Source organism: Algimonas ampicilliniresistens, from assembly GCF_030159955.1.
Lineage (GTDB): Bacteria > Pseudomonadota > Alphaproteobacteria > Caulobacterales > Maricaulaceae > Litorimonas > Litorimonas ampicilliniresistens.
In genome coordinates this window covers 746735-768182 of record NZ_BSNK01000002.1, presented here as the reverse complement: position 1 = coordinate 768182, position 21448 = coordinate 746735, and the positions used below count along the sequence as shown (strand labels likewise).

The following is a 21448-nucleotide window of genomic DNA, read 5'->3' as shown; positions in this document are numbered from 1 at the left end:
ATTATGGCCTAACTCTGTGGATCAGACTTAAAAAGAATTACGCCCGCCCCTGTCGCCAGCGCCGCACCGAGACATTGTCCAATGACAAACCCCGGAAGATCGGCAGGCTGAACGCCAGCAAACGTGTCTGACAATGATCGCGCAATAGAAATGGCCGGATTGGCGAAACTGGTCGACGCCGTCCACCAATAGCCCGCGACAATCGTCAGAGCGACAGCCGCTGGAACCGCGCGCGGCGCATGTCGAATAGCGCCAAATATTGCGAAGACGAGCGCGAAGGTCGCGACGCCTTCCGCCAGAATTTTGGCCAGTCCAGACCGGTCCGTCTGAGCAATTTGGATCACGGGCAGTTCAAACATCAAATGGGCCAGCCACGCGCCGAGAACACATCCGAAAACTTGCACCAGAACATAAAGTCCGGCCAGTCCCGGCGTGATCTCTTTTCGGAGCCAGAAAGCCAGAGTCACGGCTGGATTAAAATGCGCGCCCGAGATCGGCGCGAGCGTGGCAACGAGCACCCACAAAATGGCGCCCGTCGCCGCCGTATTGCCAATTAACGCGATCCCGTCATTGGACCCCGACACGGCGACGCCTAGAATACCGGACCCGACCACCACGCCCGCGAGCAAGAGGCTGCCCAGCCATTCAGCAAAGAGTTTCTGTGCCTTAGTATAGTTCGGGGTCGCCATAGAAAGACGCGCTAGCAAGTCAGTGTGACGTTATCATTGCAAGCGTTGCTTTGCCCTCGTCAGATTTATCGGGATAGGGGCAGAGTTGATTGAGCGGACAATCCTCACAATGGGCGATATGAACGCGGCAGATAACTTGCCCTAGTTTTTTGAACAGCATGTGATGCACGTCCATTATGTGAGCAGACCAATCACTTGGTAGTAACGGCATGACTTGGCTGTAGGCCTGCGCGATGCTCGTATTTGGCCTGACAATCTGCAACCGTTCAAGAATTCTAAGGTGATGCGTATCGATCACCAGGCTCCGCTTTTGCAAATAGCTCGTATTCAACACAGCGGCTGCTGTCTTAGGCCCCACACCGGGAAGTCGTTCTAGCCAGTCATGCGCAGCCTCAACAGACATTGCCGCCAAATGGTCGAGACTAGGATGTCCGCTCTCATCCGATATGAGCGCTAGCGCCCGCACCAGCCTGGATGCCTTGACCTCTGCATAGGTCACGTTTCGGATAATGTATTCGATGTCCCTAACAGGGGCAGCGCGCACATCGGACCAATTGCGATAATTCCTGACAAGATCGGCATGAGCCGCCTTGGAAACATGACTATAAGTATGCCCTCCCAACATACTCATGACCAGCTGACTGACCGGATCAAGGATGACGTAACGCGGCGGGAAGCCGACAAAATGATCCCTTAAACGCTTATGGATCATTCGAAGCGCTTCTGTTCGCCCATCCATATCCAGAAAAAACTGCATAACCTTAAACAAGCAGAATTAACGAACAAAACAAGAACATATTCCTATTTTATGCAGATCACAGGCTAACTTTCATCACAGCGAACGTTCTGATGAGGAATAACGAACGACCGGCCGCCCCAATGGGAGCGCGGTCGCATTTCGAAAGACGCCGAAATTGAGGGTCCTGAAACGACAAATCCCGCCTTGCGGCGGGATCATCGACTTGGTTGCGGGGGTAGGATTTGAACCTACGACCTTCAGGTTATGAGCCTGACGAGCTACCGGGCTGCTCCACCCCGCGCCAAGAGAACAGGCATATATGGAAGCGAAATCGGAGGTGCAAGAGGTAAGTACATTCGTAATGCGCCCAGCTTCTGTGATTTCGGAAATGTCTAATTTTCATGAACTTAAAATCTTCTAATTGGTAGAGCAGCTTACTCAGCAACCTTAAAAGTGTTTCCGTAACTCGCAGTTCCAGATGCAGGAATCGAATGATAGGCACCGGAAGTCAGACCAGAGGTAATCTGAATAACCTGTCTATCCCCGTAGTCTTCTAAAACCTTATTATATTGCAGACCGAGTATGCCTATTCCGCGATTTTCGATAAGTGCGAGTCGCTCCTTATTCTTCTCTGGAAGTGTCGGTAGAACCATTGGGGGTATAGTTGGGTCAATAAAATCCGCGACAATCATTTTCGCAATGAAGTCTTGGCCCTCGCTGAGGGCGGTTTCGAGCGGTGAACTCTGTTCACCCTTCCGCCATTGACCGATGATTAGGACAGCTTTTTCAGTCTTAGAAAGTTTGTCATCCTCAGCAGATTTGAGGCCTTTTTCATGATTTTTCTTTGCTAGTGACAGTTCTTTCTGGGATCCCTTTTTAACGCGAGCCAGCTTTCGATCAGACAAACCATCTTTCAACGCCTGCTTGTAATCATCCTTTATGTCGCGAATGCGAGCCTCTCGCTCTTCGCCCAAAGCAAAGACCAAAGCTTCCCGAACCTCATCTGTTAATTCTGGAGCTTCGAACTTATCAGAATGATATGTGAAGGTATTCCGGTAGTGCGGGCCTTTCATTTCCGAACGCGGTGGTTTCGATTCAAAAACGTAACGCGTTGAATACGGGACCGCAGAGTCATAATACTCAACAGTCGCTTGGACTTGAACGGCACTTGCATCCTCGGCCAATGCATAGCGTGTTTTTATTGAGAGTTGACCATCAATCGGATCGGCCCGCCGTTTAGTCTCAACGACATCAATAGATGAAAAATTAATCTCCGAAGCCGCAGCTGCGTTTATTAATCTCTCTGTCAAAGCTGCATCCAACGCAGCTTTGTCGATATCGGCGTTCAGAACCTCAACGGATCGACGCGCACGCGCAGATGGAACTGCATCCATAATAGCGACAGCAATAGACTGGCCGATGGCGCCACCAACTCCCGCAGCCAATGGACCGCTTCCCGCTGGTATCGCATAAGTCGGAACCGACGCATAAGATCCGTCTGGTGCGTAGGCCGCAGATGTCCAAGCCGCTACGACGCCATCATTCTTTGTAATCGCGACTGGTATATCGCTAATTGAGACTCTCATGTCATTATCAAGCTTGCGGGTAAGCGGCACAGGAGCAATGACTGTTGCACATCCGGACAGAACCATCGAAACCGCCAAGGCGATGGCGGCAAAATTTCTTTTCATCGGATCCCCTTGTACGTCCGTGGTCGGTTTATGTTCGGAAAATAGGTCTTATTCGCCTCATTTAAAATCTGTCACAAATATAGACCGTAAACAAACAAAAAAAAGCCGCCTCGATTGCTCGAAGCGGCTTTGATGTCGTTTGTAATTGGAGGATACACGCTCATCGTGGCCTGGATAAACCGGGCGGTGACCTACTCTCCCGTGCCTTAAGACAAAGTACCATCGGCGCTGAGAAGCTTAACGACCGAGTTCGGAATGGGATCGGGTGGGGACCTCTCGCAATAACCACCCGGTTAATGCAGGCCACGTCAAGCGTGTGTTGAATAGTAAAGATATCGTCTGACCGTGCTCCACACACGTAGCTGGCAAGCCACGCGCATGAGCGCCAACGAGATCGAGTAATCAAGCCAATCGAGTTATTAGTACTGGTAAGCTTCACATGTTGCCATGCTTCCACACCCAGCCTATCAACGTCCTAGTCTTGAACGACTCTCAAGGGAGCTCTCGTATTGAGGTTGGTTTCCCGCTTAGATGCTTTCAGCGGTTATCCGTTCCATTCATAGCTACACTGCAATGCCGCTGGCGCGACAACAGTTCCACCAGAGGAATGTCCACCCCGGTCCTCTCGTACTAAGGGCAGATCCTCTCAAAACTCCTACTCCCACGGTAGATAGGGACCGAACTGTCTCACGACGTTCTAAACCCAGCTCACGTACCGCTTTAAATGGCGAACAGCCATACCCTTGGGACCTTCTCCAGCCCCAGGATGCGATGAGCCGACATCGAGGTGCCAAACAACGCCGTCGATATGGACTCTTGGGCGTCATCAGCCTGTTATCCCCAGAGTACCTTTTATCCGTTGAGCGATGGCCCTTCCACGCGGGACCACCGGATCACTATGACCGACTTTCGTCTCTGCTCGAGTTGTCACTCTCGCAGTCAGGCTGGCTTATGCCATTGCACTCAACGACCGATTTCCGACCGGTCTGAGCCAACCATCGCGCGCCTCCGTTACTCTTTAGGAGGCGACCGCCCCAGTCAAACTACCCACCAGACAATGTTCCGGACCCGGATAACGGGCCGCGGTTAGACATTCATAAAAACAAGGGCGGTATTTCAAGGACAACTCCACGTGTGCTGGCGCCCACGCTTCAAAGTCTCCCGCCTATCCTACACAAATTGTTACAAATGTCACTGTCAAGCTGTAGTAAAGGTTCATGGGGTCTTTCCGTCTAGCCGCGGGTACCTCGCATCTTCACGAGGAATTCAATTTCACTGAGTCTATGCTGGAGACAGTGGGGAAGTCGTTACGCCATTCGTGCAGGTCGGAACTTACCCGACAAGGAATTTCGCTACCTTAGGACCGTTATAGTTACGGCCGCCGTTTACTGGGGCTTCAATTCGGAGCTTGCACCCCTCCTTTTAACCTTCCAGCACCGGGCAGGCGTCAGACCCTATACGTCGTTTTGCAACTTCGCAGAGCCCTATGTTTTTAATAAACAGTCGCCACCCCCTGGTCTGTGCCCCTCACCAATGGTTGCCCACTGGTGAGGCCTCCTTCTCCCGAAGTTACGGAGGTAATTTGCCGAGTTCCTTCAGCATAGTTCTCTCAAGCGCCTTGGTATTCTCTACCTGATCACCTGTGTCGGTTTGGGGTACGGTCATATATGGGGGCTATTTCCAGGAACTGCTTCACTGCCCATCCAATCCAATAAGGATGAACAATACACGCAATCCGTCACCACCCAATGGCCCAGGAATATTTACCTGGTTCCCATCGACTACGCATTTCTGCCTCGTCTTAGGGGCCGGCTAACCCTGCGCTGATTAGCATTGCGCAGGAAACCTTGATCTTTCGGCGAAGGGGTCTCTCACCCCTTTTATCGTTACTCATGTCAGCATTCTCACTTCCGATACCTCCAGCCGACCTCGCAGTCGACCTTCACAGGCTTACGGAACGCTCCGCTACCACGCACATAAATGTGCGTCCGTGTCTTCGGTAAATCACTTTAGCCCCGGTACATTTTCGACGCAGGAGCGCTTGACCAGTGAGCTGTTACGCTATCTTTAAATGATGGCTGCTTCTAAGCCAACATCCTGGTTGTCTAAGCACTCTCACATTCTTTACCACTTAGTGATTATTTAGGGACCTTAGACGACGGTCAGGGCTGTTTCCCTTTCCACTACGGACCTTAGCACCCGCAGTGTGTCTGCCTGATATTACTCCTAGGTATTCGGAGTTTGGTTAGGTTTGGTAAGACGGTGAGTCCCCCTAGCCCATCCAGTGCTCTACCCCCTAGGGTATTCATCAGACGCTCTACCTAAATAGATTTCGCGGAGAACCAGCTATCTCCAGGTTTGATTGGCCTTTCACCCCTAGCCACATGTCATCCCGTCATTTTTCAACATAAGTGGGTTCGGTCCTCCAGTGAGTGTTACCTCACCTTCAACCTGCACATGGCTAGATCACCTGGTTTCGGGTCTGATCCCACAAACTCATTCGCGCTATTAACACTCGCTTTCGCTACGCCTACACCTAACGGCTTAAGCTTGCTTGTGAGACCAAGTCGCTGACCCATTATACAAAAGGTACGCCGTCGCCCCGCAAGGAGGCTTCGACAGCTTGTAGATTTCCAGTTTCAGGGACTGTTTCACACCCCTCGTCGGGGTACTTTTCACCTTTCCCTCACGGTACTTGTTCACTATCGGTCGCACAGGAGTACTTAGGCTTGGAGGGTGGTCCCCCCACGTTCAGACAGGATTTCACGTGTCCCGCCCTACTCAAGGACCATCTGCAGCAATACACCTACGGGACTGTCACCCACTTTGGTCGCGCTTCCCAACGCATTCGGTTTAGATACAAATAGCCACTGGCCTGATCCGCGTTCGCTCGCCACTACTAACGGAGTCTCGGTTGATGTCCTTTCCTCCGGGTACTGAGATGTTTCAGTTCCCCGGGTTTGCTTCTTTAGTCCTATGTATTCAGACTAAGATAACTCTCTCAAATTCCGATACGATCCCGAACCTAAGCTCGGAAGAATATCAGAATCTGTAGAGTTGGGTTTCCCCATTCAGAGATCCTGGGGTCGAAGGTTGTTCGCACCTCGCCCAGGCTTTTCGCAGCGTACCACGTCTTTCATCGCCTCTGTGCGCCAAGGCATCCACTAGAAACCCTTGTAACGCTTGATTCTTCGATCTCGAGAGGGCCGCATCGCCAGAAGATGATGCGGCCTCAATGTTTGGCGCTCATGCGCGAGGATTGCCCAGTCGATGTAACTGAAACGCTCGCGTCTGAGCATATGCCAGACGATATCTTTACTATTCAAAGCCCATCCTAAGAGAATTGAGCCAGACAAATGTTGATGTCCGGTTCTCTGGGCGGATGAGCCCTCCATTTACGATGTCAAAAACCTACCAGCCTACAATGTAGGTGGTAATTCGTTTCCGTGTTGAGATGGTTTTAAGGTCCTGGTGGAGCCTATCGGATTCGAACCGATGACCCTCTGCTTGCAAAGCAGATGCTCTACCAACTGAGCTAAGGCCCCTCACAGACATAATGCTAAAGGGAACCAGGAACGCCGCAGTTGGTAGGCCGAAGAAGACTTGAACTTCCGACCTCACGCTTATCAGGCGTGCGCTCTAACCAGCTGAGCTACCGGCCTCCAGTTGCAACCGTCTCAACAGTTACCGTCTATTGTGAACCAAATTGTTCACGGGCGACAATAACCAAATGGGAAGAGAAACGAAGACGGCGTCTGACCGCTAATGATCCGATCCTCACTAAAGAGGTTGGGCGTGAGCCCTCGGACCTAAGTATATTCTAGGTTTTCGAAAGGATGCGTGGCCGAAGCCGAAGATCCTCAAGAAAAATCCTTAGAAAGGAGGTGATCCAGCCGCAGGTTCCCCTACGGCTACCTTGTTACGACTTCACCCCAGTCGCTGACCCTACCGTGGTCGCCTGCCTCCAGTAAACTGGTTAGCGCAGCGCCTTCGGGTAGAACCAACTCCCATGGTGTGACGGGCGGTGTGTACAAGGCCCGGGAACGTATTCACCGTGGCATGCTGATCCACGATTACTAGCGATTCCAACTTCATGTCTTCGAGTTGCAGAAGACAATCCGAACTGAGACGCCTTTTAGGGATTAACCCTCTGTCAGCGCCATTGTAGCACGTGTGTAGCCCTACCCGTAAGGGCCATGAGGACTTGACGTCATCCCCACCTTCCTCCGGCTTAGCACCGGCAGTTCTTCTAGAGTGCCCAACTAAATGCTGGCAACTAAAAGTGAGGGTTGCGCTCGTTGCGGGACTTAACCCAACATCTCACGACACGAGCTGACGACAGCCATGCAGCACCTGTGCACGGTCCAACCGAATTGACGAAATCCATCTCTGGAAATCTCGACCGGCATGTCAAGGGTAGGTAAGGTTCTGCGCGTTGCTTCGAATTAAACCACATGCTCCACCGCTTGTGCGGGCCCCCGTCAATTTCTTTGAGTTTTAATCTTGCGACCGTACTCCCCAGGCGGAGAGCTTAATGCGTTAGCTGCGTCACCTACAAGCATGCTTGCAGACAACTAGCTCTCATCGTTTACGGTGTGGACTACCAGGGTATCTAATCCTGTTTGCTCCCCACACTTTCGTGCCTCAGCGTCAGTATCTGTCCAGTAAGCCGCCTTCGCCTCTGGTGTTCCTCCTAATATCTACGAATTTCACCTCTACACTAGGAATTCCACTTACCTCTCCAGAACTCAAGACCAGAAGTTTATGAGGCAGTTCCAGGGTTGAGCCCTGGGATTTCACCCCATACTTTCTGATCCGCCTACGCACGCTTTACGCCCAGTAATTCCGAACAACGCTTGCCCCCTCCGTATTACCGCGGCTGCTGGCACGGAGTTAGCCGGGGCTTCTTTACTAGGTACAGTCATTATCTTCCCTAGCGAAAGAATTTTACAACCCTAAGGCCTTCATCATTCACGCGGCATGGCTGGATCAGGCTTTCGCCCATTGTCCAATATTCCCTACTGCTGCCTCCCGTAGGAGTCTGGGCCGTGTCTCAGTCCCAGTGTGGCGGATCATCCTCTCAGACCCGCTATAGATCGTCGCCATGGTAGGCCATTACCCCACCATCTAGCTAATCTAACGCGGCCCCATCCATCGGCGATGAATCTTTCTCCCGGAGGACGTATGGGGTATTAGCAGTCGTTTCCAACTGTTGTCCCCCACCGAAGGGTAGGTTGCCACGCGTTACTCACCCGTCTGCCACTGTCACCTGGAGCAAGCTCCAGGGTCTCGTTCGACTTGCATGTATTAAGCCTGCCGCCAGCGTTCGTTCTGAGCCAGAATCAAACTCTCAGGTTGAGAGTGTCTGACCGTCACATTCATTCACTGACGTCGTAGAGCCGAAGCTCTACAGCGTTTGTGCGTTTCAAAGAAATCACGAGTGCTCAAGTCGATCAAAAGACCGACCAAGCGATCGTAACTTCATGAAAAGAAACGTCATGTGACGTTTGACAATGTGTGCAGTCTGTTACCAGATCTGCGCGCCGCCAAACGCCGCCTGCGTCTCTCTTCCCAATATTCACGATGTCAAACAGCTCGGATAAAGAACGAGTTCTCTACCCAAAACAAAAGGCCTCTCGAAGGAGACCCCCTCACTTTGGCTTTCGCCGTGAAGAGTGTCTCTCTTCAGCGAGGCGCGCTACTTAGGAAAATGAATTTTCCTTTGCAACACTTTTTTTCGCCAATCTGCAGTTTTTGTCGCTTTCGCGTCAGTCCCTACAAATACCAGAGAAAAACAAACCGTTGCTTCACGGGGAAGCGCCTATGCCAGTTTTTCAAGGGCCCGGTCAACGCGTTTCCGCAGAAGAGTTCAGCGCGCCGAAGCGGCATCCGTCTAGAAGACTAGTGGTTGGCCACTCGGCGTTGCCAAGTGACGAGCGCTAAGTAGGGCCATCCGCTGTGAACGCAAGCGCTGTCTGCACTAAACTACATGTAGGACCCGCAAGAGGGTGTGGATAGAGTTGTGAGTAACGACCTTAAAGCCAATAATCATTAGGCTTTCGGATGATTTCAGTGCGCTGAATTTTGATGTGCGAAGCGGGTTTCCACGCGGCCTTCTAGGATCATTTCCGCCATTAAATCGCCAGATCCTGCACATAAGGTCCAACCCATATGGCCATGACCGGCATTGATCCATAAATTTGGAATCTGAGTCGGGCCAATAAAAGGTCGCCCTTCAGCAGAAACAGGGCGTTCGCCCGACCAAATCTGACGCACCTCTGTGCAGATCGACATCACATCAGGCATTATTTCTGACCAACGACTCAGCAAAAGGCCTTCAGATTCCTCTCCCCATGTTCCGGATAGGCGAAACCAATCCTCAAATGGGGTCAGCGCAGACCGTGTTGCTGCATCCATGACAGGTTGAATCGGCAGCTTGACCGATTCGGGCTTGTCAAAATCAACCGCCCAACCGCGAATCGATTGGATAGGCACATCCAATCCGACAGGTTTGAGTGCCTCCGCAGTCTGAGACCCGCAGGCCACGACCACGTGATCGGCCTCTATAGGCCTACCTTCGACCGCGACGGTGATCACACCATCTACGTCGCGCCCAAGAATCGGACGACTAACCCCGGTCCGAATCACACCGCCCTGACCTTCAATCACTCTCGCCAAGGCTTGCCCGTAGGCTAGAGCGTCACCGGATCGATCCTCTGGGAAGAATAGGCTCGGACGATTGAAGGTGTTTGACTCCGGCCCGCGACGCTCCGTCATTATGCCCCGTGCGATCAAGCGAGACTGAGCATGATCCGCCAAATCCTCAGTCTCAAAAATTTGAAAACAACCCGCTGGGCGCGATCGCATTGATTTGAGGCCCAGATCGCCCATTCGGCCGATCAGCAAGCCCCGTGATCGTATGGCCAACTCATGCACGGCAGCGTCGACCTCTGGATCATTCATTGCGCCGACCCAACGACAGGCTTGGGAGGGGTGGATCATGCCAGAATTCGCGAAGCTGGCCCCATGCAAGGGCCTTGCCTGTGTTTCCAGGACGGTGACCCGCGCACCGCCCCTTATAAGCGCATCAGCGCACGACAGGCCGATCAGGCCAGCACCGAGGATGACAATATGAGGGGCGCGGGTGGTCATTAAATTTTCAAGGGCTGGGTGAATTTTGCAAGGGTTGAGTCCTCGCCTAGCCTAAGTGGCGCTCAGAGCGCCTGCTCTTCAAGGAAGCGGTCGATAACACCTAGAAACTCGTTCCGCATCACGTCTCTCTCTAGGAACAGCTCATGTTTCGCGCCCGGGACAACGTGGAAGTCACAGCCCGACTTCATCGCGAACTGTTCAATCGACGCAGGGTCGACAATCTGGTCCCCGCCCGCAGCGACCATCAACCCCGGAATACCGAGTTGCGGCGCATTGCGATTGATAAAGGCCATCGAATTCAGCGCCGCCGCAATCCAGCCAAAGGTCGGCTCCCCGACCCGAAGACGCGGCGTGTCTTGGAAAAAAGACGCCCAGCGGCGGTAACGGTCTCGGTCAGAGGTCAGTTTGTTATCCGCAAAAGCGACGGGTAGACCGCCACGTTGCTTTTGAAATGGGAGATTGCTCTTAGACAAACCCAGAGCCGACAGAGCGCGAATTCCGCTCCGCATCAAACCGTTATCGACATCCACCAACCCCAACATGGGGGCCGAACAGATCACGGCTGACGGACTGAGCGTGGCTGATAGCACGGCGTGAAGAACAATGGTTCCACCCATGGAATGCCCCATCGCGATAAAGGGCTTCGGACAATGCGGGGCGAGCGTATCGCAAATCCAGCCAAGATCATCGGCATAGTCTTGGAAAGTCTCGACATAGGATCTGAGGCGGTCTTCGAGAATTCGCCCTGAGAGCCCTTGGCCACGCGGGTCCATTATAACGACCCAGAATCCACGCTGGGTCAGCGAGTCGACGGTTTCGAGATATTTCTCAATGAATTCGGTGCGACCCGGTGAAAAGAAGATCGTCCCACGGGGCTCGCCGTCTGTTCCATTTGTGGCCAGCATAACGCGCAGTCTCTGCGCCGGGCCGTGATCCCCGGCCGGTCGGTCGAGGAAATAGAGCGATAGTCGCGGGCCCAAACCATCCGGCACGGAATGACCGCCCGGCTGGACCAAATCCGCCCTGTCAAAATCTAGCATGGGAAACACCGCAGCTCCGAAACAACGAAGCCGCGATAGAGGCCTACATGTTCGAGAAGATGTTCTGCAGACCCATAGCAACGCTCATGTCGCCCGCAACTTTAAGCTTGCCAGACATGAAGGCCATCATGGGATCGAGGTTACCTTCGGCCAGCGCGATAAAGTCAGACTTGTCGACGCTGATCGTGCAATCGGCTTCTTTGTCTGAATCGACTTCAGCCGTCGTGCCGTGGGCAAAGACAGAGCCTTCACCACCAAAATCAAACTTAACAGATTTATCAAGGCCACCGGCCTTTGCCAGCGCCTCTGTCATGCGGGTGGCGATTGCGTCATTGTCCATGGGAAACTCCAGCAGGTTTGCGTGTTTGGGTTATATGGGGAAGGGCTGCGGGCACGCCAAGTCTTAAATTAGCGCGCTCGCCATTCACAAACGGATTAAATCCGACTCTCTATTCAGGTTTACGGAATTTGAGCGTTGCTCGATCAGACTCGCCGATGTTGCGATATAGCTCTGCATCAAAGGTCGCCGCCTCCTCTGATCCCTCTTTAGGCTGGGCTGAACGCGGCGGCAAAGTCCAGACACCCATTGGGTGATCGGCTGTGTCCAATGGGTTGGCGTTGACCTCAGAGCTTTCGACAAATTCAAACCCGGCGTCAGACGCCAGCGCTTTCATGTAGCTCTCTTGCACGTAACCCGTCCCGCCTTTCGGGTCCTGCAACTGAGTTTCCGGCAATCGGTGCTCGACAACACCAAGCATGCCGCCCGGCTTCAATGCCCGATAGAACTCGGCAAACGCTGTCTCAGCATAATCGCCGCCCATCCAGTTATGGACGTTACGGAACGTTAGAATAGTATCGACGGAATTATCGGCGATTGAGAGGCCCGTATCGCCACTGAAGCTATCAAATTGGATCGCACCATAGGTTTCCGTGTCGGCGTACCGGTCTTTGAATGCGGTGTTTCGGCTATCGAGCCGTTCGGACACACCATCAGGATACAGAACCGCGACATAAGTCCCGTCATTGTCTGCCATATAAGGCGCCAGAATCGGCGTGTACCAGCCCGGCCAAATCTCTGCGACGCTTTGACCTGGCCCAACTTCGAAGAAATCCAATGTCTCTTGCGGATTGCGGAACATATCACGAGCCGCGTCTTCCGCCCGGCGTGGATGCGCAATGGCGTCCGCAAGCGTCAAACGCGTTTCAACAGCTTGCACGTCTGCGACAGGCGCAACCTGCGCATCAGCCGTTGCTGCGGGTTCAGATGAACCACCCGAACAAGCCGTGATTAAGACGGCAGCACCGATCAGCAATCGTTTCATCAAGAGTATCTCCAATTTTTGTTCCGGTTTCCATAGCCGGGACGGGCTGGATTACAAGCCTCTCGCGACCTCTTGAACTCGCAGGAAGATATTCCCACCTACCCTGTCGCACAATGCCTAACGGGTTGTGCATTAACGTGAAACCGCATTGCTTGAAGAGGATGCACCCATGAGAACTACGACCACCGGGGCCTACGATCTATCGCCCCTTTATCGCTCTTTCGTTGGCTTGGACCGTATGGCCGGCCTTATCGACGCTGCCACGGCACAAGCGGGGAGCAACACCAGCTATCCGCCCTATAATGTTGTGCGACTATCAGACGACGCCTACCGTATCGAACTGGCTGTCGCAGGATTTTCTGACGCCGATCTATCGATCGAGAGTGAGCAAAACCGCCTGACCGTCACAGGCAACATTGACGATAAGAGCGCCAATGACGAGCTCGATTATCTGCATCGCGGCATTGCCGAACGCGGCTTTGAACGGCGCTTCCAATTGGCTGACCATGTGTTCGTCAAAGACGCGCAACTTGCCAATGGATTATTGACGATTTCCTTGGAACGTGAGCTGCCGGAAGCCCTTAAGCCGAGACGCATCGAAATTGGCTCAGCTGCACGTGGCGAAAAATTAATCACCTCGAAAACTGGCGGCAAGCGAAAGGCTGCCTAAATAGAGACTAGCGAACCGGCCCCCTTCCTCCCCCTTAGGTGTGCCGACCGCAAAAAGCGGCGCCGTGTGCTTACTCCCCTCCCAGTCACATGGCGCCGCACATTTTTCGCCTCGCGAACTCGGTTGAGACGACATCATCGCAGAAATAGCTCAACCATTTGCGCCCCGCTTAGGCGGGGCGATTTCTTTTGAGCGAAGGCCTGCTCCACAGCGGCCATAACCGCGCGGTTGACGGGTGCATCAACACCCATCCGATCCGAACGCCGGACGATCTCTCCTTGCAGATGATCCAATTCCGATGAACGGCCCAGTTCCAGATCATCGAGCATGGAGGACCGCGCTGTGCGGTCGATCTTCACGATGCGGTCCATGATAATCCGGTAAATCCAGTCCGGTCTCGACATGATCTTAAGGAGCGCCTGTGGGGCGCGCCCATTGAACGTCGCGACGGCAACGCCCTCGGCTTTAGCCACGGCCAGACCTTCTTCGATCATCGCAATCAGCACTCGCCGATAATCGCGTTGGATCAGCCCATCGCGCAATGGTCCGCCGGATAACGCATTCAAGGCATTATTGAGATTGACCAGAAGCTTAGCCCAAAGATGTCCATCAATATCATCCACGATTTGAACCCCGACGCCGGCCTGTCGCAGTGATCCGGTCAAAGCCTCTGGGGCCTCCGGCCCAATGATCAGATCACCCGCCGTGCCTTGATGGAACTGTCCAGACGTGGGGGAGGTGACGTTGAACGGAACCACCGCCCCACTAATCTTATTGTTGGGAAGCTCGTCGCAAAGCGCGGGCAAGTTGGACAGGCCGTTCTGAAACGACACAATCCAAGCCTTGGGCGCATAGTCGCGGATCATGCGCGCCGCGTCGCGTGTATCTCCGCTTTTGACGCATAGTGCGACGATCTCTGCGCCTTTCAATCCAGTAGGGTCCGTCTGGAAATCAATATCTGTTAAGCGCACAATTGGGTCGTCATAACGAGTCAGTGACAGCCCATTTTCGGCAATCGCCTGGGCGTAACGGTCCCGACCGATGAAACGCACCCGCCCGCCGCCTTGCAGGATCCGTCCGCCGAGATAGCAGCCGATCGATCCGGCCCCGAAAATAATGATGCGAGATTGCGCCATCATAAGCGCTTAGCGATTTGTCGGCTGAGCGCCGAACATCCAGCAATTATCCTTGCCGAAATACATATCGGCCTGATCAAACCAAGTCGGTAAACCGAACAGCCCACGATCAATGGCGGCTTGCGTGGCATCCATCAGCGCTTGCTTAATCTCCGGTCCCTGCGTGCGGGCCACCATATCGGTCCCTGGCAAACCCGCATCATTTAGGACGCCAGCCAACACATCCATTTGGGAGACGTCTTGTCCCGTTTCCCACATGGCGATCTGCACCGCCGGAAAAAAGCGATCCTCGACCCCGTCCGCATGCGCCACCATAGCGGTGCGCATCGCAAGCAACGTGTTGACCGGAAAATGTGGGTTCATCTTAAAGTCCGACAAACCGTACATCGTCGCAAAGCGCCGGATCTCAGCCATCATATAGTGCATTTTAGCCGGAACTCCGGCAAAGGCCTGCCATGGGGGTTGATTATTAGTCCCTTTAAAGATGCCGCCGATCAGCGCGGGTTTCAAATCCAGCGTCAGCCCGTCAACTTGCGATAGGGCCTTCCACGCCAGATAGACATTTGGACTGCCAAAATCGTAGTAGAACTCTATCGTTTTCATCACCAACTCTCTCCATAAGGCCTCAAGTCTAACTCGAAGGTCCAAGCATCGCGCGGCTGGCGGTGCAGATGGACATAATTGCACGCAATATGGTCAGGGTTCAGAATCCGGTCTTCGTCCCGCAGGGCATCGACGCCAGGAACATTGTCTCGGATGAAGGTCGAATCGATCATGCCGTCAATCAGGGTATGGGCGACATGGACGCCTTGCGGGCCATATTCGCGTGCCGCCGATTGCGCGAGGTTTCGCAGGCCCGCCTTGGCCGACGCGAAGGCTCCAAATCCAGAAGCCCCTCGGACGCTGGCCGTAGCTCCGGTGAAGATCATCGTCCCGCGTCCCCGCTCCGCCATGCGCGGCAGGACGTTATGCGCCGTCAGGAAGCCCGCAAAACACGCCATTTCCCAAACTTTTCGAAACACACGCGGCGTGGTTTCACCAATGCCAAAACGGACATTTGCACCAATGTTGAAAACACAGACCTCAATAGGCCCGACCTCCGCTTCAATGCGTGCCACCAATGCCGCCATTTCAGTCTCATTACGGGCATCAACGCCGAACGGTGTCGCCGTGCCCCCGGCGTCACGAATCGTATCGGCGAGTAAACCCAGTTGATTGAGGTTGCGAGGACGACGGGTCAGACAGGCATGATAGCCGTCTGCGGCGAAGGCCCGAGCAATAGCGCCGCCCGTATCGGCCCCGGCTCCAATAATGAGTGCTACGCCTTGGTTCATGAGCGGACTGTGCGGGCAAAGCCTAGGCGATACAAGTCGGAGCAGGCTTCACGCGTGAAGCTCTGCCAAACCGTGATGAGGGTAGAACGCAAATTGCTCAGTCGCTAAGCGCCCAGAATGAGCATGACATTTGCCGAACTGGCCCAGCAGGCTGAGACACAAGCCCCAGAGATTTCAGAGAATTGGAAACAAGGCCGAACCGCTTATGGCGGACTAAGCGCTGCCCTGCTTCTGGCCCACGCGCAATCGACCGGATCTGACTTGCCGCCTCTGAGGTCAGCCCTCGTCAACTTCACCGGACCCGTCACAGGGTCGCCTGATCTATCGAGCGACATCTTACGCCAAGGCCGGAACGTGACGACAATCGCGTCGCGTGCTGACAATGATGGCCAAGCCGTCTGCACGGCCACGTTTTCATTTGGTGCGGCCCGTGACAGCCATCTTCATGTTGACTGTCCCGCCCCCGACGCCCCTTCGCCGGACGCATGTGAGCCGTTCATTGATCAGGAATCGTCCTTTATCCCAGCCTTCACGCGCAATTTTGACACGCGCCTGATTGAGGGGACACGCCCCATGACGGGCGGAACGCGCGGCTATCTTCGCTGTTGGTCGCGACATAAAGATGAGGCGTCTCGCGAGGGAGAGGCCGCACTTCTATGTCTCGCCGATATTTTGCCACCCTCAACCCTGCCCATTATGCAGCAATTCGGGCCGGTCAGCTCCATGACATGGATATGTAATTTTCTGCGCGCGCCAGAAACAGACGAAGGTTGGTATCAGGTTGAAGCCGACCTCACGGCCGCTATGGACGGTTACTGTTCACAAGTGATGCGGGTCTGGAATTCGCGCGGTGAGATGGTCGTCGAAGGGATGCAATCCATCGCCGTGTTCGTCTAGCGCGCGACCTTTGGCGAAAACAATCGATAGGCCAGCGTCGCGACTATCAGTCCCAGACCAGCCCCCACCATCATGACTGCTCGGAACAGCAGCGCCCCAATCGTGGCAGGCGCGACCGCGACCCCCAGTCCGGCTAGAACACCGACAATGCCGCCTTCCCGCAGACCGACATTCCCTGCAGGGCTTGGGATCGAACTCGCGAGATTGCCCACCGCCAACGCAACCAATGCAGCGAAATAACTAACGTCCAAATCCAGAGCCAACAGACAGAACCAGACGATCACGGCGCGCACAGCATAAAGCGCCATCGTAAAGCCGAGCACGCCGACAATTTGCTTTCGGGTCAGGGCTGCGGCTTCGCGAAATACATGTCTTAACAGACGCGCTGCAACGGACAGAAATCTTCCGAACGCGCCGCGCCGCGTGTCATCCGCACGCTCAACCAAGCGCCCAAGAAAGCGGGGCGGGTTTTTGGACATTGCTAGAAGAAGCAGGATCAGCCCGCCAAGGATGGGACCGATGATTGGAAAGATACTACCCAGCACGAACATCCCGCCAATACCCGATATGGCCAATGTCGCCGCGAAGCCGATCAGTCGCATCAGAAACGTTGCGGCTGCGGCATCTTCTGCCGATGATCCGCACTCTTCCAAGCGCATGACACGGTAGACATCGCCGCCGACCGTTCCGACTGGAAGCTGAGCAACGCAGGACATGCCGTAAACGATCTTTGTGTGAAGGAGGCGCTGTGGTTTCACGCAGGGGATCAGCTGCTCCATCCGCAAAACTTTGAGGCCTTCGTGCGGGAGGACCAATAGGACAGCCGATAGCAACCAAGACGGCTCAGCCTGAGCGAAAGCCTCGCGCCATTCCGAATAGGGCGCGACAAGATGGAGGGCGACAAGCAGCCCGATGACCATCACGCCGATCAACCACGGGCTTTTCAATCCGTTCTGAACTTTTTTGAGTATCTGTCTTTGTTGGGCACGCGCCGCATCGCGAGTCTCTACCGCCAGTCCCTCCGGCACCTTCGTCAAGACCTAGCTCTCGGATTTCGCGCCGGCCATCTCGGACATGACGCGCAGAAAAACGTACGGTCATAGGTATTTCCGTACTGATCGCACTTAGTCATGACGTCTCTTCCGGTAGCAGCTCCGGTTAGTTGACGCTTAGGGTAAGGTTACGGTTCCGCGCGAGGCGAAAAAACCCAGTCAGTTAGATGCGTTTTCATTCGAATTTGACAGATCATATAGATCAGCCATCACGCTTTCTGTCGTCGGCCAGCGACCAGCGCCCTTGCCCCGGATCACGTAACGATCGCCATCTGTGAAATCGAACACGGCGTGCGCATCTTCGCCCTCAGCCTTAGCCAAGAAGTTATTCGGAGACAAAGCCCGGAGACGGAGATCCGCGACTAATTCGCCTGTATCCCCGGACACGCGGGCAACCCGTTTAAGAACCGTGCCGGGTTCGGGTTTATTGCCAACTTGCGCGAGCGTATCGCGAGCAATCTGCTCGGGCGTTAGCTCCTCGCCAAAACCGAGCAGGCTGACGAGGCGGATCTTGGCAGCCGCATCGTGACCATCCACATCCGATGTCGGATCAGCTTCAGCATAGCCCCGGTCTTGCGCCAATTTGAGTGCATTTTCATAAGACATGCCGCGATCCATCTCGCCCAGCATGAAGTTGGTCGTCCCGTTGAGTAACGCTTCGACGCGGGCGATCCGCCCCCTCTCGCGAATGCACATTTCCAAAACAGGCATGCCGCCCCCAGCGGCCGAGGAGAAGAGAAGCTGCGCGCCAGGCGATGCCTGATCGAGTAGAGATTGCCCGCCCGTCGCAATCGCTTGTTTATTGGCCGAAACGACATGAACGCCCTTTGCCAACATATCGCGAGTTAGCTGAAGCGCGGGGTCAATTGGACCAGAGACGTCGATAAAAATGTCCGGCTTTGCCGCAAATAGATCGGAAGAGTCCGTAGTCAGAACATCTTCCGGATAACCCTGATCGATATACTTGTCGGGACTGCGGACCATAACGCGAACAATTTCGAACCGATCAGGATGTTCGGCGACCCGTCGCCACACCCCACCACCAACGATTCCGAGTCCCATCATGACGATCCGCATTTTACGCGGCGTTTGGGCGTCTATGGGGCGCTCGGATACGTCGCCAACCTGAGTTGATCCGGCAACGCCGGGCGCACCGATGCGAAACCGCTGACCGACGCTTTCTGCATAATCGAGCGCCCGTGACGCGATCAGCGGTGCAGCCTTGCGGCGCACATCGGCGTAGGAGACGCGCGGATAACGCCGCGCGGGCGTATCTGAGCCCTGTTTTGGATCGCGATCATAAACGCCGTCGACATCCTTGAGCAGCAAAGCCGGAGCCCCGAGCTGATCCGCAACATAAAGAGCCGTCAGATCAGCGCCGCCCTGCCCGAGCAACACAGCCCGGTCTTTTTCGCCAATCGCGACGAAGCCTGGCATGACGACAATGTCGTGATCCTTGAGGTCTTGCATGAGCTGACCTGTATTCAGGCCCGTCAAAACAGCGTTCATTGGATCGCCAGTCGCTGTCAAACCCAGATCCCGGGCTTGCCGTACAAAAGCGGGCGCGCCGATCCGCTCTAGGGCCAAAGCCAGCAAAGCGGCTGAGCGGCGTTCGCCAAGCTGCAGAAGTTCCGGCAGATTTCTAGTGCCGCCCTCCGGACCGATCCGGCGGGCTTCCGCCATCAGCATGTCAGTCTGATCGCCTTGAGCCGAGGTGACAGCCACAATATTGTAGCCGCGGCGGTAATGACGATAAATCTCTGACGCGGCTTCCGTGTAATCGGACAGCGAACTCAAAACCGAATGGCCGAAATTTAGGACAAGAGTAGGGACGGGCATGGGGCGGGCGTGTAGCGGCGTATCTGTGTGGCGCAACCATATTAGCGCATGATTATGCCTTTCGGCCTTATTTTTCTGCATTGCTCAGCACGCTTTGCCCGGATTAGGGAGAGTTCATGATGCGACTTGTCCCAATTTTCTTCTGTCTGCTGATCTTAACGGGCTGCACAGCGTCCGCCGACCCAACATCCGTCATGCCCGGAAAACGCATTGCGTTGACCTATGACGATGCCCCGCGCGGCGATGGACTTATGTTCGATGGCATAGAGCGAACCCAGACCATGATTGAGGCTTGGGAAACAGCCAAGACAGGACCTGTCGCCATATTCGCAACAACCCAAGGCATGACTGACGATCAAGGGCGCGCGCGCATTCAATCCTACGCAGATGCTGGACATATGATTGCCAATCATAGCCACTCCCATAACTGGGCTAGCCGGACTGACACAGAGGCATACATTGCCGATATAGAGCAAGCCGAAGCCATTCTAGACGGGCTGCCCAATCGACGCTCTTGGTATCGTTTTCCCTATCTCGATGAGGGCGGATATGGAGATGAGGAGATCGCGCTGGCCAAACGCAACCGGTTGAGAGAGGCCTTGTCCGATCGAAATCTGATGAGCGGGTATGTTACCGTCGACACTTATGACTGGCATCTAGACAGTCTGTGGCAAAGGGCCGTGCGTGACGGAATGACGGTGGACAGGGCAGCGCTCGCCCAACTCTATGTCGACATGGTTGTCGATGCAGCGAACCATTATGACCGGATGGGTCAAGCCGTGCTGGGCCGCCGCCCGGCGCACGTGCTCTTGCTCCATGAGAATGATCTAGCCGCTTCGTTTACAGTCGAGATGGTCACGGCTCTGAGAGCCGATGGTTGGACGATCATTGATCCAGACGAAGCCTTTGCTGATCCGATTGCGAATCAGCTACCTGAAACACGCTTCTCGGGTGCAGGCCGAATTGCCGCGTTGGCGCGAGATGCCGGGCTGAGCGGCCCCGAAGCCTTCGATCATTGGTCAACTAGCGAAGCGGGTATAGAGGCGCGGTTGAGTGCCAACGGCGTGTTTACAAATTAAAGAACGCCGCCGCCGAGCTGGAGCTCTAGCGCTGCGACCCTGTCAGCGACAGTTTCCAGCGTCGGATGCAGACGGTTAGCCTCATTATAGGCATCGAGGGCTTCGTCAGGACGTCCGAGGCGTTCCAAAACATTGCCGAGTGTCCAAAGCGCGTAAAAATGGCGCGGCTCTATTGTCAGAGTGCGAACAGCTTCGCCGACTGCGCGCGCAAAATCACGTTCTTCTAAGGCCAGTCTTGAAGACCGCGCCCAGCCTTCTGCATAATTGGGTTGTAGCCGCGTGACATGGTCATACATGACGCGAGCCATTGCGTTGTCATTGCGCGCCTGAGCTTCTGCGCCGCGACGCAGCACCAGATTGACTGACCCGCTACCGCTGTCGAGCCAGACCGCCCAAATTTCTTCGGCAATCAAATCACCGGACTCTTCGGTTTCGGCCAAAGCGAGGCGTTCAAACATATCTTCTAGCCGAGCCTCACGTTCTTCATTTGAAGACAGACGTGAATAGTCGGGCGCGTCAATATCAGGGATCGGCGCTTCGGGTATGGATTCGTCAGGAGCAGGCAGATCGTCCGGGTCAGGAGTCGGCAAGGCTGGCGGCTCGAGTTGCAACTCTGGAATTATGATAAGCGGGGACTGACGGTCCGGGTCTGCTTCCTCGACCTGCGCCATAGCTGGCGACGCGACCCATAGAGCCAATGAAGCCAAAAGAAATATGAATGGACGTGTCACCCACGCAAAATGAAGCCCCTCGCCCGGTAAGGCAAGAGGCCGATACATTATTGAATTTTCAGGCTGGCGCGAAATAC

The 21448-nt window shown here is 54.6% G+C and carries 16 protein-coding genes, 3 tRNA genes and 3 rRNA genes; 3 read left to right on the top strand and 19 right to left on the bottom strand.

The genetic code is table 11. The features are described 5' to 3' along the window. Positions 1 to 8 precede the first annotated feature (8 nt). The 13 genes from QQL54_RS11550 to QQL54_RS11490 all read right to left on the bottom strand — a co-directional run bounded on the left by QQL54_RS11550 (position 9) and on the right by QQL54_RS11490 (position 12633). Positions 9 to 689 carry an aquaporin gene (locus QQL54_RS11550; protein WP_284390807.1) on the bottom strand — a complete coding sequence of 227 codons (681 nt, stop codon included), beginning with the start codon at positions 687 to 689 and terminating at the stop codon, positions 9 to 11. A 19-nt stretch (positions 690 to 708) separates the two neighbouring features. Next, positions 709 to 1446: an endonuclease III domain-containing protein gene (locus QQL54_RS11545; RefSeq protein WP_284390806.1), complete on the bottom strand. Its 738-nt coding sequence runs from the start codon at positions 1444 to 1446 to the stop codon at positions 709 to 711. Between the two features lie 206 nt (positions 1447 to 1652). After that, positions 1653 to 1729 (bottom strand) — tRNA-Met (locus QQL54_RS11540). 133 nt (positions 1730 to 1862) lie between these two features. After that, complete coding sequence (locus QQL54_RS11535) at positions 1863 to 3119, bottom strand: hypothetical protein (RefSeq protein WP_284390804.1); 1257 nt, start codon at positions 3117 to 3119, stop codon at positions 1863 to 1865. Between the two features lie 178 nt (positions 3120 to 3297). Then, positions 3298 to 3412 (bottom strand): 5S ribosomal RNA (gene rrf / locus QQL54_RS11530). A 105-nt stretch (positions 3413 to 3517) separates the two neighbouring features. Continuing rightward, positions 3518 to 6308, bottom strand: a 23S ribosomal RNA gene (locus QQL54_RS11525). Between the two features lie 280 nt (positions 6309 to 6588). Next, positions 6589 to 6664 (bottom strand) — tRNA-Ala (locus tag QQL54_RS11520). Between the two features lie 40 nt (positions 6665 to 6704). Beyond that, a tRNA-Ile gene (locus QQL54_RS11515) sits at positions 6705 to 6781 on the bottom strand. 215 nt (positions 6782 to 6996) lie between these two features. Continuing rightward, a 16S ribosomal RNA gene (locus tag QQL54_RS11510) occupies positions 6997 to 8477 on the bottom strand. Together the 16S, 23S and 5S rRNA genes with 2 tRNA genes alongside form the textbook arrangement of a ribosomal RNA operon. A 711-nt stretch (positions 8478 to 9188) precedes the next feature. Beyond that, positions 9189 to 10271, bottom strand: a complete 1083-nt coding sequence (locus QQL54_RS11505) for an NAD(P)/FAD-dependent oxidoreductase (RefSeq protein WP_284390802.1) — start codon at positions 10269 to 10271, stop codon at positions 9189 to 9191. Between the two features lie 62 nt (positions 10272 to 10333). Further along, positions 10334 to 11311, bottom strand: coding sequence for an alpha/beta fold hydrolase (locus QQL54_RS11500; RefSeq protein WP_284390800.1), 978 nt, complete (start codon positions 11309 to 11311; stop codon positions 10334 to 10336). 43 nt (positions 11312 to 11354) lie between these two features. Beyond that, positions 11355 to 11651 (bottom strand): SCP2 sterol-binding domain-containing protein, encoded by a 297-nt coding sequence (locus QQL54_RS11495; RefSeq protein ID WP_284390799.1) that lies wholly within the window; start codon positions 11649 to 11651, stop codon positions 11355 to 11357. 109 nt (positions 11652 to 11760) lie between these two features. Further along, positions 11761 to 12633, bottom strand: a complete 873-nt coding sequence (locus QQL54_RS11490; RefSeq protein ID WP_284390797.1) for a class I SAM-dependent methyltransferase — start codon at positions 12631 to 12633, stop codon at positions 11761 to 11763. A 169-nt stretch (positions 12634 to 12802) separates the two neighbouring features. Here QQL54_RS11490 and QQL54_RS11485 point away from each other — a divergent pair, with 169 nt between their 5' ends. Next, positions 12803 to 13303 (top strand): Hsp20 family protein, encoded by a 501-nt coding sequence (locus QQL54_RS11485; RefSeq protein WP_284390795.1) that lies wholly within the window; start codon positions 12803 to 12805, stop codon positions 13301 to 13303. Between the two features lie 134 nt (positions 13304 to 13437). Here QQL54_RS11485 and QQL54_RS11480 read toward each other — a convergent pair whose 3' ends face one another. Genes QQL54_RS11480 through QQL54_RS11470 form a run of 3 tightly spaced genes read right to left on the bottom strand, consistent with a single transcriptional unit; the run spans position 13438 to position 15773 of the window. Then, complete coding sequence (locus QQL54_RS11480; protein WP_284390792.1) at positions 13438 to 14442, bottom strand: 2-dehydropantoate 2-reductase; 1005 nt, start codon at positions 14440 to 14442, stop codon at positions 13438 to 13440. A 6-nt stretch (positions 14443 to 14448) separates the two neighbouring features. Beyond that, positions 14449 to 15042 (bottom strand): 2-hydroxychromene-2-carboxylate isomerase, encoded by a 594-nt coding sequence (locus tag QQL54_RS11475; protein WP_284390790.1) that lies wholly within the window; start codon positions 15040 to 15042, stop codon positions 14449 to 14451. After that, positions 15042 to 15773, bottom strand: coding sequence for an SDR family oxidoreductase (locus tag QQL54_RS11470; RefSeq protein ID WP_284390788.1), 732 nt, complete (start codon positions 15771 to 15773; stop codon positions 15042 to 15044). Before QQL54_RS11470 ends, QQL54_RS11475 begins: the two co-directional genes overlap by 1 nt. Positions 15774 to 15890: 117 nt before the next feature. Here QQL54_RS11470 and QQL54_RS11465 point away from each other — a divergent pair, with 117 nt between their 5' ends. After that, positions 15891 to 16670: an acyl-CoA thioesterase gene (locus QQL54_RS11465; RefSeq protein ID WP_284390786.1), complete on the top strand. Its 780-nt coding sequence runs from the start codon at positions 15891 to 15893 to the stop codon at positions 16668 to 16670. Here the strand turns inward: QQL54_RS11465 and QQL54_RS11460 are convergent. Together QQL54_RS11460 and QQL54_RS11455 are read right to left on the bottom strand one after the other, a co-directional pair. Beyond that, positions 16667 to 17698 carry a lysylphosphatidylglycerol synthase transmembrane domain-containing protein gene (locus QQL54_RS11460; RefSeq protein ID WP_284392490.1) on the bottom strand — a complete coding sequence of 344 codons (1032 nt, stop codon included), beginning with the start codon at positions 17696 to 17698 and terminating at the stop codon, positions 16667 to 16669. The genes QQL54_RS11465 and QQL54_RS11460 overlap by 4 nt on opposite strands. A gap of 183 nt (positions 17699 to 17881) precedes the next feature. Further along, entirely contained in the window at positions 17882 to 19561 is a 1680-nt protein-coding gene (locus tag QQL54_RS11455) for an amino acid kinase family protein (RefSeq protein WP_284390783.1), read from the bottom strand. A gap of 116 nt (positions 19562 to 19677) precedes the next feature. Between QQL54_RS11455 and QQL54_RS11450 the strand changes: the two genes are divergently transcribed. After that, a complete protein-coding gene (locus tag QQL54_RS11450; RefSeq protein ID WP_284390780.1) occupies positions 19678 to 20640 on the top strand; it encodes a polysaccharide deacetylase family protein in 963 nt (320 codons plus the stop codon). Here the strand turns inward: QQL54_RS11450 and QQL54_RS11445 are convergent. Next, a complete protein-coding gene (locus QQL54_RS11445) occupies positions 20637 to 21419 on the bottom strand; it encodes a tetratricopeptide repeat protein (protein ID WP_284390778.1) in 783 nt (260 codons plus the stop codon). The two genes, QQL54_RS11450 and QQL54_RS11445, sit on opposite strands and share 4 nt — an antisense overlap. Positions 21420 to 21448 lie beyond the last annotated feature (29 nt).